Annotated in this window: 12 protein-coding genes; 6 read left to right on the forward strand and 6 right to left on the reverse strand. The window is 71.3% G+C overall.

The features are described from left to right. Positions 1-74: 74 nt before the first annotated feature. Both DCE93_RS02160 and DCE93_RS02165 read right to left on the reverse strand, forming a co-directional pair. Positions 75-1463: an ATP-binding protein gene (locus DCE93_RS02160; protein WP_108594439.1), complete on the reverse strand. Its 1389-nt coding sequence runs from the start codon at positions 1461-1463 to the stop codon at positions 75-77. A 91-nt stretch (positions 1464-1554) separates the two neighbouring features. After that, entirely contained in the window at positions 1555-2928 is a 1374-nt protein-coding gene (locus tag DCE93_RS02165) for an MFS transporter (RefSeq protein ID WP_244284219.1), read from the reverse strand. A gap of 56 nt (positions 2929-2984) precedes the next feature. Between DCE93_RS02165 and DCE93_RS02170 the strand changes: the two genes are divergently transcribed. Then, positions 2985-3944, forward strand: a complete 960-nt coding sequence (locus DCE93_RS02170) for an ArsR/SmtB family transcription factor (protein ID WP_108594440.1) — start codon at positions 2985-2987, stop codon at positions 3942-3944. Positions 3945-3994: 50 nt separating this feature from the next. On the opposite strand, the gene DCE93_RS02175 is transcribed toward DCE93_RS02170, so the two are convergent. The 4 genes from DCE93_RS02175 to DCE93_RS02190 form a co-directional block, all read right to left on the reverse strand. Further along, positions 3995-4957, reverse strand: coding sequence for an NADP-dependent oxidoreductase (locus DCE93_RS02175; RefSeq protein ID WP_108596534.1), 963 nt, complete (start codon positions 4955-4957; stop codon positions 3995-3997). A gap of 185 nt (positions 4958-5142) precedes the next feature. After that, on the reverse strand, positions 5143-5943 hold the full coding sequence (locus DCE93_RS02180; protein WP_108594441.1) for an alpha/beta fold hydrolase: 801 nt from the start codon (positions 5941-5943) through the stop codon (positions 5143-5145). Positions 5944-6002: 59 nt separating this feature from the next. Beyond that, positions 6003-6608: a YqaJ viral recombinase family protein gene (locus tag DCE93_RS02185; RefSeq protein ID WP_108596535.1), complete on the reverse strand. Its 606-nt coding sequence runs from the start codon at positions 6606-6608 to the stop codon at positions 6003-6005. A 101-nt stretch (positions 6609-6709) separates the two neighbouring features. Then, positions 6710-7897, reverse strand: coding sequence for an ROK family transcriptional regulator (locus DCE93_RS02190; RefSeq protein ID WP_205647457.1), 1188 nt, complete (start codon positions 7895-7897; stop codon positions 6710-6712). Positions 7898-8013: 116 nt separating this feature from the next. Here DCE93_RS02190 and DCE93_RS02195 point away from each other — a divergent pair, with 116 nt between their 5' ends. The 5 genes from DCE93_RS02195 to DCE93_RS02215 are packed head-to-tail and all read left to right on the forward strand — an operon-like array spanning position 8014 to position 14255. Then, entirely contained in the window at positions 8014-9120 is a 1107-nt protein-coding gene (locus tag DCE93_RS02195) for a Gfo/Idh/MocA family protein (RefSeq protein WP_108596537.1), read from the forward strand. Next, entirely contained in the window at positions 9117-10784 is a 1668-nt protein-coding gene (locus DCE93_RS02200; protein WP_108594442.1) for a sugar ABC transporter ATP-binding protein, read from the forward strand. The genes DCE93_RS02195 and DCE93_RS02200 overlap by 4 nt, the downstream gene beginning before the upstream one ends. Further along, positions 10781-11854 carry an ABC transporter permease gene (locus DCE93_RS02205; RefSeq protein ID WP_108594443.1) on the forward strand — a complete coding sequence of 358 codons (1074 nt, stop codon included), beginning with the start codon at positions 10781-10783 and terminating at the stop codon, positions 11852-11854. The genes DCE93_RS02200 and DCE93_RS02205 overlap by 4 nt, the downstream gene beginning before the upstream one ends. Further along, entirely contained in the window at positions 11851-13050 is a 1200-nt protein-coding gene (locus DCE93_RS02210) for an ABC transporter permease (RefSeq protein WP_205647458.1), read from the forward strand. Before DCE93_RS02205 ends, DCE93_RS02210 begins: the two co-directional genes overlap by 4 nt. Beyond that, complete coding sequence (locus DCE93_RS02215) at positions 13050-14255, forward strand: substrate-binding domain-containing protein (protein ID WP_108594444.1); 1206 nt, start codon at positions 13050-13052, stop codon at positions 14253-14255. Before DCE93_RS02210 ends, DCE93_RS02215 begins: the two co-directional genes overlap by 1 nt. The last annotated feature ends 69 nt before the right edge of the window (positions 14256-14324 follow it).

The following is a 14324-nucleotide window of genomic DNA, read 5'->3' on the forward strand; positions in this document are numbered from 1 at the left end:
GGTGATCCCGGAAGGTGCACCGGTCGGGCGGCCCCTTCGTTGCGGGCAGCCCGCTCCTCGGCCGTCGCACGAGCTCAGCGCAGCGGCACGCCCACGTCGCTCCCGCCCTCGGGGGTGAGCCTCGCGTTCATCGCGAGCAGCGTCGGCGCGGGCACGAAGCCGCCGGCGAAGAGCGCCTCGCCCTGCCGGAACCACGGCGACCGCGCGATGAGCGCCGCCGGCGCGTAGCCGAAGTACGTCGCGAGCCCGTCGAGATCGACGGGCGAGCTCATCTTCATGAGGGCGAGGTTGTCGCACTGGGAGATGATGCCGGGGTGCACCTTCGACGGTCGCTGCGTCGAGAGCAGCAGCCACAGGCCGAACTTCCGCCCCTCGGCGGCGATCTGGATGATGCGCTCGCGTACCGCGACCGCGAGCGGTGACGACAGCTCGGGCGAACAGAGGTTGTGGGCCTCGTCGATCACGAGCAGCACCGGCCGCCGCTCCTCGCGTCGGGTCCAGAGCTCGTCGAGCACCGAGAGCGCGACGACGAGGTGCTGGTCGGGCGTCGAGAAGCCGCCGAGGTCGAGCACCGTGGCATCCGCTCGCTCGTCGATCACGAGCGTCGCCTCGCGATCGCGGCCCGCCCAGACCTCCCAGCTCAGCAGGCCCATGTTCTCGATGCGGAGTCCGAGGGCGCGCCGCACCGGGTCGTCGGAGCCGAGCAGTTCGGGCAGCAGCACTCCCGGATCGACCTCGCTGAGCGTCTCGCGGAGGTGCACGGCGGCGTTGAACTCCTCACGGTCGACGACCGGATCGAGTCGGAGCACTGCCGCCTTCGCCTCGGCCGTCATCGCCGTGAACCGGGCGCGAAGCGGGTCGGCGCCCGCCGTGTTCGGGCGCAGCACACGGATGTCGCGGTGCCGCAGCAGCTCGGCACCGGGCCCGCTCGCGTCGGGGTTCAGCTCGCCGAGTCGCACGAAGTCGGAGTTCGGGTCGAAGACGACCACGGGCAGCGCCGTGTGCGCGATGAGCTGCTCGAGCACCACGCCGAGCGCATACGTCTTGCCGGAGCCGCTCTGACCGCACCAGAAGGTGTGCCGGTTGAAGCGGTGGGCGAGCAGTCGCGCCGGCCTGATCGGCGGGCTGAGGTTCACCCCGACCTCGAGGGTGGCGCCGAGCGCCGCGTGCACGAGGTCGATCGTCTCGGCGTCGGCGGCCTCGACCGCTGCGTCCGCGAAGGGGTGGCTGGCTCGCGGGTCGAAACGGTCGCCCTCGATCGCACCGAGCAGGCGTCCGTGCAGCGCCTCGGGCGCACCGGGCGCAGCCGTCTCGCGAGCTTCGACGAGGGCGAGCTGGCGACCCTGCCCCGTGGTGACGAGCAGCAGGGTGCCCGCGATGAACGGCGTGCCCGCGGCATCCGGAACCGTGAACGATCGTCCGTCGTCGGAGTGGGCCGGAAGCGGCGTGCTGGGCTCGGTCATGCGCCGATCATGCCACGCAGGCCTCGCGGTGCGACAGGGTGGCGAGGGATGCGTCGGTGTGTCGCGCTATGCCGAGGCGGCCTCGGCGGCGCTATGCCGAGGCGGCCTCGGCGGTGCGCGCCGCACGCCGGGCGAGCCAGCGGATGCCGAGGCCCGAGGCGAGGAAGATCGCGGCGAGCGCGACCCAGCCCGAGAACCCGTGCGAGATCGCCGTGGCGTTGACGACGAGGGGCGCGGCGAGGGCTCCGACCGTGTAGCCCATGCCGAACACGCCCTGATAGCTGCCCGCCCGCGCCGGGTCGGCGAGCTCGAAGCTGAGCCCCCACCCGCCCGCCTGCGAGAGCACCTCGGCGAAGGCGTGGGTGATCGCGGCGACGACGAGCACCGCGATCGCGAAACCGACGGGCAGCCCGGCTGCCGAGGCGTACACGAGGCACGCGGCGGCCATCAGCCACGCGGCGATGCCCGAGACGCGGGCGGCGGCGCGCAGGTCGTGCGTGCCGCGCGAGAGCGGCACCTGGAAGATCACCACGATCACGGTGTTGAGGATGAGGAGCGCCGCGACGACGGCTTCGGGGGCGGCGGTCTCGCGCGCGATCCAGAGCGGCACCCCGAGCTCAGCGACGCCGAACTGCATGCCGAACACGGCGCTGAGGGCGGTGAGCACGAGGTAGCGCGGGTCGCGCCAGGGCGAGTGCCGGCGCCATGCGCGCCGTTCGGCGACGGCGGCTTCCGCGCTCGCCGCGGCGTCGACGGAGCCGGTCGCCGTCGTCACGGGGGCTGCAGCCGTGCGCGACTGGGCGTCGACCCGGGATGGAAGGCGCACGAGCTGGATGAGTCCGAGCAGGTAGAGCGCACCGGCCCCGGCGATGAGCGTGCGATACGCCTCCGCCGTGCCGAGGGCCAGGGCGAGCGCGCCGAGCCCCGAGCCCGCGGCGATGGCCACGTTCGTGACGGCGCGGAGCACGGCACGGGCGTGCACGCGTCCCTCGCCCTCGAAGCCGCGGGCGATGATCGCCGACCGGGTCGAGTTCGCGGCCTGCTCGAAGAAGCCGCAGACGACGGCGATCACGAGGGCGGTGACGAAGTCGCCGGCGAAGACGTAGGTGATGAGCGCGACGCCCTCGATGGCGGTGAAGACGATGAGGAGGCGTTTGGCGCTGAATCGGTCGGCGAGCCAGCCGCCCGCGAGGGAGGCGACCACGCCCGCCGCACTCGCGGCGGCGAGCACGATCGCGACCTCGTGCGGCGCGAGGCCGACGATGAAGGTGAAGTAGAGCACCGTCACGGTGAGGAAGATGCCGCGTCCCACGCGGGAGATGAGGGTCGCGCCGACGAGGATTCGCAGCACCGGATCGGAGACGGATGCCGCGAGGCGGGCGAAGAGCGACGGCGTGCCGGGCGTCTCTGGGGCGATCGTCGGCACGGTTCCCGTGTCGGGTGTCGTCGGGGAGGGAGGGCTCACTCGTACAGTTCTCGCAGACCCGTCGGTGCCGAGAAATTGATGTAGCGTTGCGCTTCATGTTGCGATACGTGCTCACCGAGGGCGACGTCGCGTCCGTGCGCTTCGGCATCTCGCCGCTCTGCGAACTCGGGCTGTCGCTGCGAGCCATCGACGATCCGGCACGGTTCCCCCTCCAGCTGCCGTGGCTGCGCCGCACCGAGGCGGCGCGCGCCGACCTCGACGTCGAGGCGCTGCACGGCCTCATCGATGACCGGCTGTGGACGCCCGACTTCCTGAACCCCCGCCCCGAGTCGCCGCTCACCCGGCTCGACGACGAGTTCGAGCAGCTGCTCGCGACACCCTCGCAGACCTTCATCCGCGACCTGGTGGCGGTGCACGGGCACGTGCCGGCGGTGTTCGCCGGTTCGCCGAAGACGGCCATCCGACGCATCGTGCGCGCGTTGCAAGAGCTCTGGGATGCCTCCTTCGCGCCCTACTGGCCGCGCATGCGGGCGGTGCTCGAGGCCGACGTCGTCTACCGTGGACGCCAGATCGCCCAGAGCGGGCTCTCGACCATGCTGAACGGCATCTCCTCGACGGTCGACTATGCCGACGGCGTCGTATCGGTGCGGCTGAGAGACCCGAACGACCGCCGGCACCGCATCGACGGTCTCGGGCTCACGCTCCTGCCGACGATGTTCACGCGGCGAGGCTCGGCACCGGTCGGCGACGGCCCGCCGATGATCATGTACCCGGCGCGCGGGCAGGGCGCGCTCTGGGAGACGGAGCAGGTGGCCAACCCCGCCGCGGTCGCCGCGATTCTCGGCGAGACCCGGGCGAGCCTGCTCTCAGCCCTCGGCGACCCGGCGTCGTCGACGGAACTCGGGGTGCGCTTCGGCGTCACGCCGTCGGCGGTGAACCAGCACCTGCGGGCGCTGCGCGATGCCGGCCTGCTCGTCTCGACGCGGTACGGCCACAGCGTGCTCTACCTGCGCAGCGAGCTGGGCAGCGCACTGCTCGACGCGCGGGCGGGGTGACGCGGGCCGTCGCCACTGCGGCGCCCGCGGCGCTCAGGCGGGGTGGGCGCTCAGGCAGGGTCGGGCGCGACCCGCAGCACCACCTTGCCGCGCACATGGCCGGCCTCGATCAGCCGGTGCGCCTCGGCACCGTCTTCGAGCGGCAGCTCTCGGTCGAGGTGCACGCGCACGGCGCCGTCGTCGATGAGACGGGTGATCACCGAGAGCGTGCGGGCATCGGGTGCGACCGAGTAGCCGGTGGCGCGGATGCCCCGGGCGGCCGCCTCCTCGTCCATCGTCGGCCATGACCCCGTTGGCACCGTCACGATCAGCCCGGCCGGACGCAGCGCTTCGAGCGAGCGCGTGCCCGTGTCATCCTTCGCATTGCCGATCAGGTCGATGACGACGTCTTGACCGGTGACGACCTCTTCGAAGCGCTCGCTCGTGTAGTCGATCACTCGGCGTGCACCGAGCCCGCGCACGAAGTCGGCGTTGCGGGCCGACGCGGTCGCGGTGACGACAGCGCCGAAGTAGGCGGCGAACTGCACCGCGAAGTGACCGACGCCGCCGGCGGCCGCGTGGATGAGCACGCGCTGCCCGTCGTGCACCCGGGCCGTGTCGACGACCGCTCCCCATGCCGTGAGCGCGGCGAGCGGCACGGCCGCCGCCTCGGCGAACGTCAGGGTGGCCGGCATGCGCGTGAGACTCAGCGAACTCACCGAGATGAGCTCGGCGTAGCTGCCGCCCGCCCGGGGCACTCGGCCCATGCCGTAGACCCGGTCGCCCGGCTGCAGCGGATGAGCCGAGTAGGGCACCGCCTCGACGACTCCGGCGAAGTCGCCGCCGAGCACGACCGGGAAAGCGGGGATCGCCTTCGCGACGCCCCGCCCGGCCCGGGTCTTCGCGTCGATCGGGTTCACGCCGGCCGCCATGACCCGCACGAGCACCTCGTCGCTGACGCGGATCGGATCGGGCACCTCGGCGATGTGCAGCTCTTCAGCCCCGCCCGTCTGATCGATCACCAATGCCCGCATCGACACACCCTCCCGAGATCGTCCATTGCACAGTATCCGTCCTCGCTATGATCGCACCGACCCCGGGTGGCCGGTGGTGTCGCCGACGAGGGGCTTCACGATCCTCTCTCCGGAGCGCGCCGACGCCGCCGACCCCATCGAGCGACCGCGCATCCAGTTGCGCCGCGCGCAGGAGTTCTTCGCGCTCAGGCCCGTGTGTGCTGCAGCCAGCGGGCCACACCCTCGCGCAGCAGCGCCGTCTGCGCGGGCAGCCCGTCGTCGCGAGCCGGAAGTTCGACGAGCGGCGCGTCGAGGGCGGCCGCCCACCGCTCGGCGAGCGGATAGGGGTGCACCGGGTCGCGCCGAGCGCCGATGACGAGCGAGCGGATGCCGCGGCCCGCGAGCCCGCCGAGTTCGGCGTCGGCCGTGAACGCGCGGTTGCGCGGGATCTCGACGAGGCGCATGGCCCGCCGCGCGGCATCGGGCGTCGTGAACTGGGCCAGGAGCGCCCGCCCGCCCGTCGGTGACTCCGAGACGATGCGCTGGAAGATCGCCCGCTCGCGGAATTCCTCGGTGCCCGCAGGGCCGGCGTCGGCGAGGATCTGCCCGATCACCGGGAAGACCCGCAGGTGCTCGGGCAGCGGGCGGTCGTCGAACGAGGGTCGCACGAAGATCGCGCGTTCGATCGGCAGCAGCTCGTCGAGCGCGAGCCGCAGTGCGAGCGCTGCGCCGAGCGAGATGCCGATCACGGTGAGCGGGGCGGATGCCTCGGGCGGCGGGCCGCCGGCCTCGGAGATCGTCTCCCGCACGCTCTGAGCGACCTCGGCGGCGAGCCGGTCGATGTCGAAGTCTGCGGGCTCGCCCACCGTGAGGAACCCGCCGTGGGCCCGGACGTCTGGCGCGACGATGAGCTCGTCGGCGCCGACTGCGGCGTGCACGGCGGGGGTGAGGAGATCGAGGGGCTGACGCCGGTCGGCGCCCAGACCGTGCAGGAGGACAGTCGTCATCTGGTGGTTCCTCCCGACAGTTGGGTGCTAAGCGAGTGGGTGAAGCGAGGTGAGGACCATCACGAGCGCCGCCCCGAGAGCTCGGCGATGAGCTCGTCGGCCAGTCTCACGAGGATCGCGATCTGGTCGTCGTCGCGATCGACCCAACGGTACTCGGGCTCGTCGCGAATCGGCACGAAGTCGTCGTGCTGCTCCCAGACGACGAGCGTGCGGTCGGCGCCGAGCACGTACTGCTGCCACCAGACCTGGCGCAGGTAGCTTCGGGGGATGCCGCGCCACGGCCGAGACGTGGTCTTGATCTCGCAAAGCTCGAGGGCGCCGACGGGGGTCACCCGCAGGCCGTCGGGGGTGGCGAGGTGCCGGTGCTCGGTCTCAGCGTGGAAGAGCAGGCTCGACGGTTCGATGTCGTGGCTTCGGCGCACCCAGTCGGCGATGACGGGTTCGCGGGCCTTGCCGTGGTCGGTGTACCGGCTGCCGCCGAACGAGCTGCCGTGCCGCTTCTCCCATGCGGCCGAGCGAACCGAGGCGAACGAGGCGAGCTTCGCGGCATCCGTCGCCGTGATGCCGCGGGAGCGGGCCCGGAGCCACGCGACCCGATCGCTCGAATCCGCCACGACGCGCGAGTGGCACGCATGCCGCGGGCGCTCGTCGACCGCGACCGCCATCGCCGCATCTTCGAGGTCGAAGAGGGCGAAGGGGGTGTCGGGCACCCTTCGAGCGTACCCTTCCCACCCGTCTTCCGGCCGAGGCCGTGCGCGCGCCCGCGTCAGCGCGCGGCGAGGGCGTCGATGCCCTCGGGCGAGAGCGCGTGGTGGATCGCGAGCATGCTCGCCCCGAGCACGGCGGCGTTCTCCGCGGCGGCGGACTGCACGATCGCGAGGTGCTCGGTGGCGAGTGGCATCGAGCGCGTGTAGACGACCTCTCGCACCCCGGCGATGAGGTGCTCGCCGGCCCGCGCCATCGATCCGCCGATCGCGACGACCGAGGGGTTCACGAGGCTGACGCAGGCGGTCAGCACCTCGCCGATGTCCCGGCCGGCCTGGCGCACGGCCTGGATCGCGTCGATGTCGCCGCGCTTGACGAGCTCGACGACGTCGTTGCCCGAGTTCGCCGCGACGCCCTGCTCGCGAAGCGCCCTGGCGATCGCGGGGCCCGAGGCGAGGGCCTCGAGGCATCCGCGGTTGCCGCAGTGGCAGGGCACGTCGCTGCCGCGCGCGACCCGCACGTGGCCGATGTCGCCGGCGATGCCCTGTGCACCCCGTTGCAGGAGCCCGCCCGAGATGATGCCGGAGCCGATGCCGGTGGCGACCTTCACGAACATGAGGTGCTCGACCTGCGGCCAGGCGAGGGCGCGTTCGCCGAGCGCCATGATGTTCACGTCGTTGTCGACGAGCACGGGCACCTCGAGGTGCTGCTGCACCCAGCCCGGCACGTCGAAGCGATCCCAGCCTGGCATGATCGGCGGGTTCACCGGGCGGCCACTGGAGTGCTCGACCGGGCCGGGCACGCCGATGCCGATCGCGGCGAGCTCGTGCCGATCGCGGCCGAGCCCGTCGATGAGGGCGAGGCCGGTGTCGACCATCCAGCCGAGCACGGACTCCGGCCCCTGGGCGATGTCCATGGGTTCACCGTGCTCGGCGAGCACGGTGCCCGAGAGATCGGTGACGGCGATCGTGGCGTGCGAGGCGCCGAGGTCGGCGGCGAGCACGATGCGGGCCGAGGGGTTCAGGGCGAACTGCGACGGCGGCCGGCCGCCGGTCGACGCGGCGTCGGCGACGGGGGAGACCAGCCCGAGCCGCATGAGCTCGTCGACGCGCGCCGCGATGGTCGATCGGGCGAGACCGGTGCTGGCCGCGAGTGAGGCGCGGGTGCGGGGGGCGCCGTCGCGAAGCAGCTGGAAGAGCTCACTCGCCCCCGAGCTGCCGAGTGCCGAGCCCCGGCTGATGTCGACCATGCACTGAGTAAAGCACACCAACTTCACCCGCAGATAAATCTCGAAGATGTAACGACTTCTGCAACTTTTGACGAAAGACTAGCAAAAGATGCTGCGACTGTGTCAGCATGGCGACCATGACAACGGACGTCATCGCCCCGGCCCGCACACTTCGTGCCGGCTTCGTCGGCGGCGGTTTCATGGCCGCCGTGCACTCCCGGGCTGCTCGCGCCGCTCGCGCCGATCTCACGGGCGGTGCGTCCTCCTCGGCTGATCGAGCTCGCGACGCCGCCCTACGGCTCGGGCTCTCGGCCGCATTCGACTCGGTCGACGAGCTGCTCGCCGACCCCGACATCGACGTCGTGCACATCTGCACGCCGAACACGACGCACGCGGCGATCGCGATGGCCGCGCTCGAAGCCGGCAAGCACGTCATCTGCGAGAAGCCGCTCGCGACCTCGGCGACGGATGCCGCGGCGCTGACCGCGCTCGCCGACGACCGGGGCCTCGTGGCCGCGGTGCCGTTCGTCTACCGCTTCCACCCCATGGCGCGCGAGGCCAGGGCCCGCATCGCCCGCGGCGAGACCGGCCGGCTGCTCAGCGTGCAGGGCGCCTACCTGCAGGACTGGCTCGCGGCACCGCACGACGACGACTGGCGCGTCGACGCGGCGCTCGGCGGTCCGTCGCGCGCGTTCGCCGACATCGGCTCGCACCTCGTCGACCTGCTCGAGTTCGTCTCGGGCGAGCGCATCGTTCGCCTCAGCGCCTCGACGCGCACCGTGTACGAGGCCCGCGCCCGGCACGACGACATCGCCACCGAAGACCTCGTCGCCGTCGTCGTCGAGCTCACCTCGGGCGCCGTCGGCACATTGCTCGTGTCGCAGGTGGCGCCCGGGCGCAAGAACGCCCTCTCGATCGAGCTCGCCGGCACGGCGGCGAGCGTGCGCTTCGAGCAGGAGCGGCCCGACACGCTCTGGCTCGGCCGCACCGATGCGTCGAGCGTCATCGTGCGCGACCCGGCACGGCTCGCCGGCGACGCGGCACGGCTATCGCTCGTGCCGGCGGGGCATCCGATGGGGTACCAAGACGCGTTCAACGCCTTCGTCGCCGATGCCTACGCCGCGATCGGCGGCGCGTCGCCCGAGGGGCTGCCGCGGTTCCGCGACGGCCTGCGCGCGGTGCGCGTGACCGAGGCGGTACTGGAGTCCGCGGCGAGCGGCACTTGGGTGGAGGTGGTGGCATGACCACGCAGCAGCCGCAGACCGGAGCCGGCCGCAGCGCCGTGCACGACGCCGAGCCGGTGCTCGTGGCCACCGGCCTCGAGAAGTCCTTCTTCGGCGTCACCGTGCTGCGCGGCGTGGGGCTCACGCTCCACCCCGGCGAGGTGCACGGCCTCGTCGGCGAGAACGGCGCAGGCAAGTCGACCTTCATGAAGATCCTCGCCGGCGTCTACGAGCGGGATGCCGGCACCATCGCCCTCGGCGGCACCGAGGTGGCGTTCAGCCACCCCGTCGAGGCCGCCCGCGCCGGCCTCGCCACCGTCTTCCAGGAGTTCAACCTGCTGCCCGAGCGCACCGTCGCGCAGAACGTCTTCCTCGGCCGTGAGCCGCGCCGCGGCGGCTTCGTCGACAAGAAGGCCATGCTCGCAGAGACGCGCGCACTGCTCGACGACCTCGGCATCGACACGATCGACGCGGATGCCCCGGTGCGCACGCTCACGGTCGCCGAGCAGCAGATCGTCGAGATCGTGAAGGCGCTGTCGGTCGACGCCCGGGTCATCCAGATGGACGAGCCCACCGCAGCGCTCGCCGACCACGAGGTCGAGCTGCTCTACACGATCGTGCGCCGGCTCGCCGAGCGCGGCGTCGCCATTCTCTACGTCTCGCACCGGCTGAAGGAGATCTTCGACCTCTGCGACACGATCACGGTGCTGAAAGACGGCGCACTCGTCTCGAGCGGGCCCGCGGGCGAGCTCGACACCGACGAGCTCGTGCGCCGCATGGTCGGCCGGCCGATCTCGGCCTACTTCCCGGCCGCCGACGAGGGCACGGTCGTGGGGGAGCCGAGGCTCGAACTGCACGGCGCGGGCAACGCCTACGTCGACGACATCGACCTCGAGCTCCGCGCCGGCGAGATCGTCGGCGTCGCGGGCCTGCAGGGTTCGGGGCGCACCGAGCTCGTCGAGGCGCTGTTCGGCATCGCGCCGTTCACCCGCGGCGAGTTGCGTCTCGACGGGCAGCCCGTGCACATGACCTCGGCGCGGCAGGCCGTCATGGCGGGCATCGCCCTCATCACCGAGGACCGCAAGGCCCAGGGCCTCGCCCTGAACCAGTCGGTCGGCGACAACGCGCTGCTCGTCATCCGCTCCGTCTTCGCGCGCCGCACGTCCGAGGCGCGGCGAGAGCTGCCGGGCGTGCTCTCTTCGCTCGAGGTCTCCTCGCGGGGTGTCGACCAAGAGGTGCAGTACCTCTCGGGCGGCAACCAGCAGAAGGTCGTGCTCGCGAAGTGGCTCGCCACGAAGCCGCGCGTGGTGCTGCTCGACGAGCCGACCCGCGGCATCGACGTCGGCGCGAAGGTCGCCGTCTACACGCTCATGCGACGGCTCGCGAGAGAAGGGGTCGCCATGCTCATGATCTCCTCCGAACTGCCCGAGGTGATCGGCATGTCCGACCGCATCATCGTCATGCACGACGGCCGGGCCTCGGCCGAGCTCCCCGCGCGCAGCGACGAGACCACGATCCTCTCGGCGGCGACCGGCACGCTCAAGATCGGCGGGGCGAAGGTCGTCGGCATGGCCGATCCTGAGCCCGCCGCTGCCGCGACGGAGGGCATCGCGAACTCGGATGCCTCCTCGAATGCCTCTTCGGATGCCTCTTCGGATGCCTCGGAAGAGGAGGCCGGCCGATGAGCGCCGTCACCGCGACATCCGCACGCCGGGGCCGGCGTCGCCGCCTTGACGCGAGTCTCATCGTGGGCATCGCCCTCGTCGGCGTGATCATCATCGGCGCCGTGCTCGTGGCGAGCGTCGGCCGCAACTTCTTCAGCGCCGGCAACATCCGCGACATCCTCACCGGCATGAGCGTGCTCGGGTTCGTCGCGATCGGCCAGACGCTCGTGATCCTGTGCGCCTCGCTCGACCTGTCGGTGCCCTACGTCGTGAGCCTGTCGAGCCTCATCGCCGCCGACCTGATGGCGGGCAACCCGGCGAACATCCCCGTCGCCGTGCTCGCGGTGCTCGTCGTCGCCGCCCTCATCGGCCTCGCCAACGGACTCATCGTCACGAAGCTCAAGGTCAACGGCTTCATCGCGACGCTCGGCACCGGGCTCATCATCAAGGGCTACCTCGACACGAACTACAAGGGCACGAGCGGCGAGGTGCCGTGGGAGTTCCAGCTCATCGGCGCGACCGGTGTGGGGCCAGTGCCCGTCTCGACCCTCATCATGCTCGTCGTCGCGCTCGCCGGGGCGTTCTTCCTCGCCCGCACCCGGGTCGGCAACCACATGTTCGCGGTCGGCGGCAACGAGCTGGTCGCGCGCCTCTCGGGCATCCGCACCGCCCGGCCGGTGATCGTCGCGCACATGCTGTGCTCCATCACGGCAGCGCTCGCCGGGCTCCTGCTCGCGAGCCGGCTCGGCGTCGGCAGCCCCACCGTGGGCACCCAGGGCGGCTACGACCTGCTCTCGATCGCCGCGGTCGTGCTCGGCGGCACCCTGCTCATGGGCGGCCGCGGCTCGATCTGGGGCACGATCGGCGGCGTCGCGATCTTCGCCGTGGTCGACAACGTGATGAGCGTCATGCAGGTGAACCCGTTCCTGAAAGACGTCGTTCGCGGGGTCGTCATCGTCGCCGCGGTCGCCGTGTACACGAGCCGCTCGCTCGACCGCAGGCGGCCGCGTTTCGGCACCGGGTCGCAGGCGCCCGGGTCGGATGCCGCCGGACCACCGATCGCCGAGCACGAGAAGGAGGCCTCGGCATGAGCACCGCGACATCCGTTCAGCCCACCGTCGGCCAGCGCCTCGCCGGACTCGGCCGCACGCTCGTCAGCCCCCGCGGCGCCGTGTTCCTGCTGCTCGTCGTGCTGCTCGTGGCGATCACCGTGCTGAACCCCGCGTTCGCCGAGCCCTCGCAGTTCATCCGCTTCATCCAGCGCGTCGCGCCCGTCGCGATCGTCGCGATCGGCCAGTACTTCGTGATCGTCGGCGGCGAGTTCGACCTCTCGATGGGCTCGGTCGTGACGGCACAGGTCGTGATCGCCGGCAACCTCATCGGCCAGGACGAGGCGAAGTCGCTGCCCGTGCTCGCGTTCATGCTCGCGTTCGGCGCCTTCATCGGGCTCATCAACGGCCTCATCGTCACCCTGCTCAAGGTGCCGAGCTTCATCGTGACGCTCGGCATGATGCTCGCCCTGCTCGGCGCCACCCTCTACTGGACCGGTGGCGCGGCGACCGGCAACCCGGCCGACGGCTTCCGCGAGATCGGCCGCGGCGGCATCCGGGGCCTCCCGGTCATCGAGATCCTGCCGTGGTCGGTCATCGTGCTCGCGGTGGTGCTCGCGATCGCGATCTGGTTCGCGCGCCGTCCGTTCGGGCGCACCATCATCGCCCTCGGCGACAACCCGACGACGGCGCGCTACTCGGGCGCCCGCAACTGGTGGGTGAAGACCTCGACCTTCATGATCTCCTCGCTCTCGGCGACCGTCGCCGGCGTGCTGCTCGTCGGATACGCGGGCGTGCACCCGAGCGTCGGGCGCGGCTACGAGTTCACCGCGATCACCGCGGTCGTGCTCGGCGGCGTCGTGCTCGGCGGCGGCCGGGGCTGGGTCGTCGCTGCGGCGGCCGGAGCCTTCGCCCTCGAAGCGCTCTTCACCCTGCTGAACTTCGCGGGGGTGCCCTCGACCTACCGTGATGCCGTGCAGGGCGCGATCATCATCCTCGCCGTCGCCTACGCGGCCACCACGATCCGGGCACGACGAAAGGGCCGGGCCCTCGAGGCGCCGGTCGCGCCGCTGTCACCTGCGCCCCACGCGCCGAACCCGGCGCCCACGATCTCGCCCGAGTCGGCGACCAAGACTTCGCCGGCACCGGCGGAGGAGCAGGATGCCGCGGCATCCGCTCGCCCTGCACCCATTCCCTCGACGCAGAGGGCTGACAACGAAACCAAGGGAGGTTCGTGATGCGACGCAGGTATGCAGTGGCATCCGCCATGGTCGGCGCTCTTGCGCTGTTCGCGCTGGCCGGATGTACCACCGACCCGAACGTGGCCGCGCCGTCGGATGACGCCGGAGCCACGGAAGAAGCGGTCGAGTGGTTCGACCAGGAGCTCTACGACAAGCAGTACGCCGAACGGTCCGTCGTGCCCGAGGGGCCCGAGGGGCAGCCGTGGTTGCAGTACATCAACGCCGAGATGACCGACACGGCGCAGTACGCAGGCACCGGAGCGAAGAAGGCGTGCTTCGCGAACGCCTCGATCTCCAACCCGTGGCGGCAGACCGGCTGGATCACCATGAACCAGCAGCTGAAGGTGCTGCAGGACGCGGGCGTCATCTCCGAGATGGAGACCCGCGACGCGCAGGACTCGGATGACACGCAGATCGCCGACATCGACTACTTCATCGGTGAGGGCGACTGCGACATCTTCATCATCTCGCCGAACTCCACGGCGGCCATGACCCCGGCCGTCGAGCGGGCGTGCGACACCGGCAAGCCCGTCGTGGTCTTCGACCGCGGCGTGCAGACCGACTGCCCCGTCACGTTCATCCATCCCATCGGCGGATTCGCGTGGGGCATCGACACCGCCGAGTTCCTGATCGAGGAGCTCGAACCGGGCTCGAAGGTCGTGGCACTGCGGATCCTCCCCGGTGTCGACGTGCTCGAGCAGCGCTGGGCCGCGGCCGAGAAGCTCTTCGAGGAGAACGACATCGAGGCGGTCGACTACTTCACGGGAGCCGACCCCGCCGAGATCAAGAAGATCATCTCCGACGAGCTCGCCAAGGGCGATGTCGACGGCATCTGGATGGACGCCGGTGACGGCGCCGTCGCCGCCATCGAGGCGTTCGAGGATGCCGGCGTCGATTACCCCGTGATGACGGGCGAAGACGAGATGAGCTTCCTGCGCAAGTGGAAGGAGACGGGGCTCACGGGTCTTGCACCGGTGTACTCCAACTTCCAGTGGCGCACGCCGCTGCTCGCCGCGCAGAAGATCTTCGCGGGCGAGCAGATCCCGAAGGAGTGGGTGCTGCCGCAGTCGCCGATCACTGCTGAAGAGGTCGACCAGTACCTCGAGGCGAACGACGGCATGCCCGACGGCCACTACGCGAAGTTCGGTGGCGAAGACCTGCCGGGCTACCCGCAGGTGTGGCAGGACCGAGTGATCCCGTAAGGGTGATCGAGCGAACGACGGCCTAATCTGGTCGGGCGGCGGCGGGTCTCCCTCCGCCGCCCGATCGCA

The sequence above is a fragment of the Agromyces badenianii genome (assembly GCF_003070885.1).
Taxonomy (GTDB): domain Bacteria; phylum Actinomycetota; class Actinomycetes; order Actinomycetales; family Microbacteriaceae; genus Agromyces; species Agromyces badenianii.

Bases quoted from the DNA above. Each gene is read 5' to 3' on its own strand.
- DCE93_RS02200 (WP_108594442.1), top strand. From the start codon at position 9,117: ATGACCACGCAGCAGCCGCAGACCGGAGCCGGCCGCAGCGCCGTGCAC.
- DCE93_RS02160 (WP_108594439.1), bottom strand. From the start codon at position 1,463: ATGACCGAGCCCAGCACGCCGCTTCCGGCCCACTCCGACGACGGACGA.
- DCE93_RS02180 (WP_108594441.1), bottom strand. From the start codon at position 5,943: ATGACGACTGTCCTCCTGCACGGTCTGGGCGCCGACCGGCGTCAGCCC.
- DCE93_RS02185 (WP_108596535.1), bottom strand. From the start codon at position 6,608: ATGGCGGTCGCGGTCGACGAGCGCCCGCGGCATGCGTGCCACTCGCGC.
- DCE93_RS02195 (WP_108596537.1), top strand. From the start codon at position 8,014: ATGACAACGGACGTCATCGCCCCGGCCCGCACACTTCGTGCCGGCTTC.
- DCE93_RS02215 (WP_108594444.1), top strand. From the start codon at position 13,050: ATGCGACGCAGGTATGCAGTGGCATCCGCCATGGTCGGCGCTCTTGCG.
- DCE93_RS02210 (WP_205647458.1), top strand. From the start codon at position 11,851: ATGAGCACCGCGACATCCGTTCAGCCCACCGTCGGCCAGCGCCTCGCC.
- DCE93_RS02205 (WP_108594443.1), top strand. From the start codon at position 10,781: ATGAGCGCCGTCACCGCGACATCCGCACGCCGGGGCCGGCGTCGCCGC.
- DCE93_RS02175 (WP_108596534.1), bottom strand. From the start codon at position 4,957: ATGCGGGCATTGGTGATCGATCAGACGGGCGGGGCTGAAGAGCTGCAC.
- DCE93_RS02170 (WP_108594440.1), top strand. From the start codon at position 2,985: ATGTTGCGATACGTGCTCACCGAGGGCGACGTCGCGTCCGTGCGCTTC.
- DCE93_RS02190 (WP_205647457.1), bottom strand. From the start codon at position 7,897: ATGGTCGACATCAGCCGGGGCTCGGCACTCGGCAGCTCGGGGGCGAGT.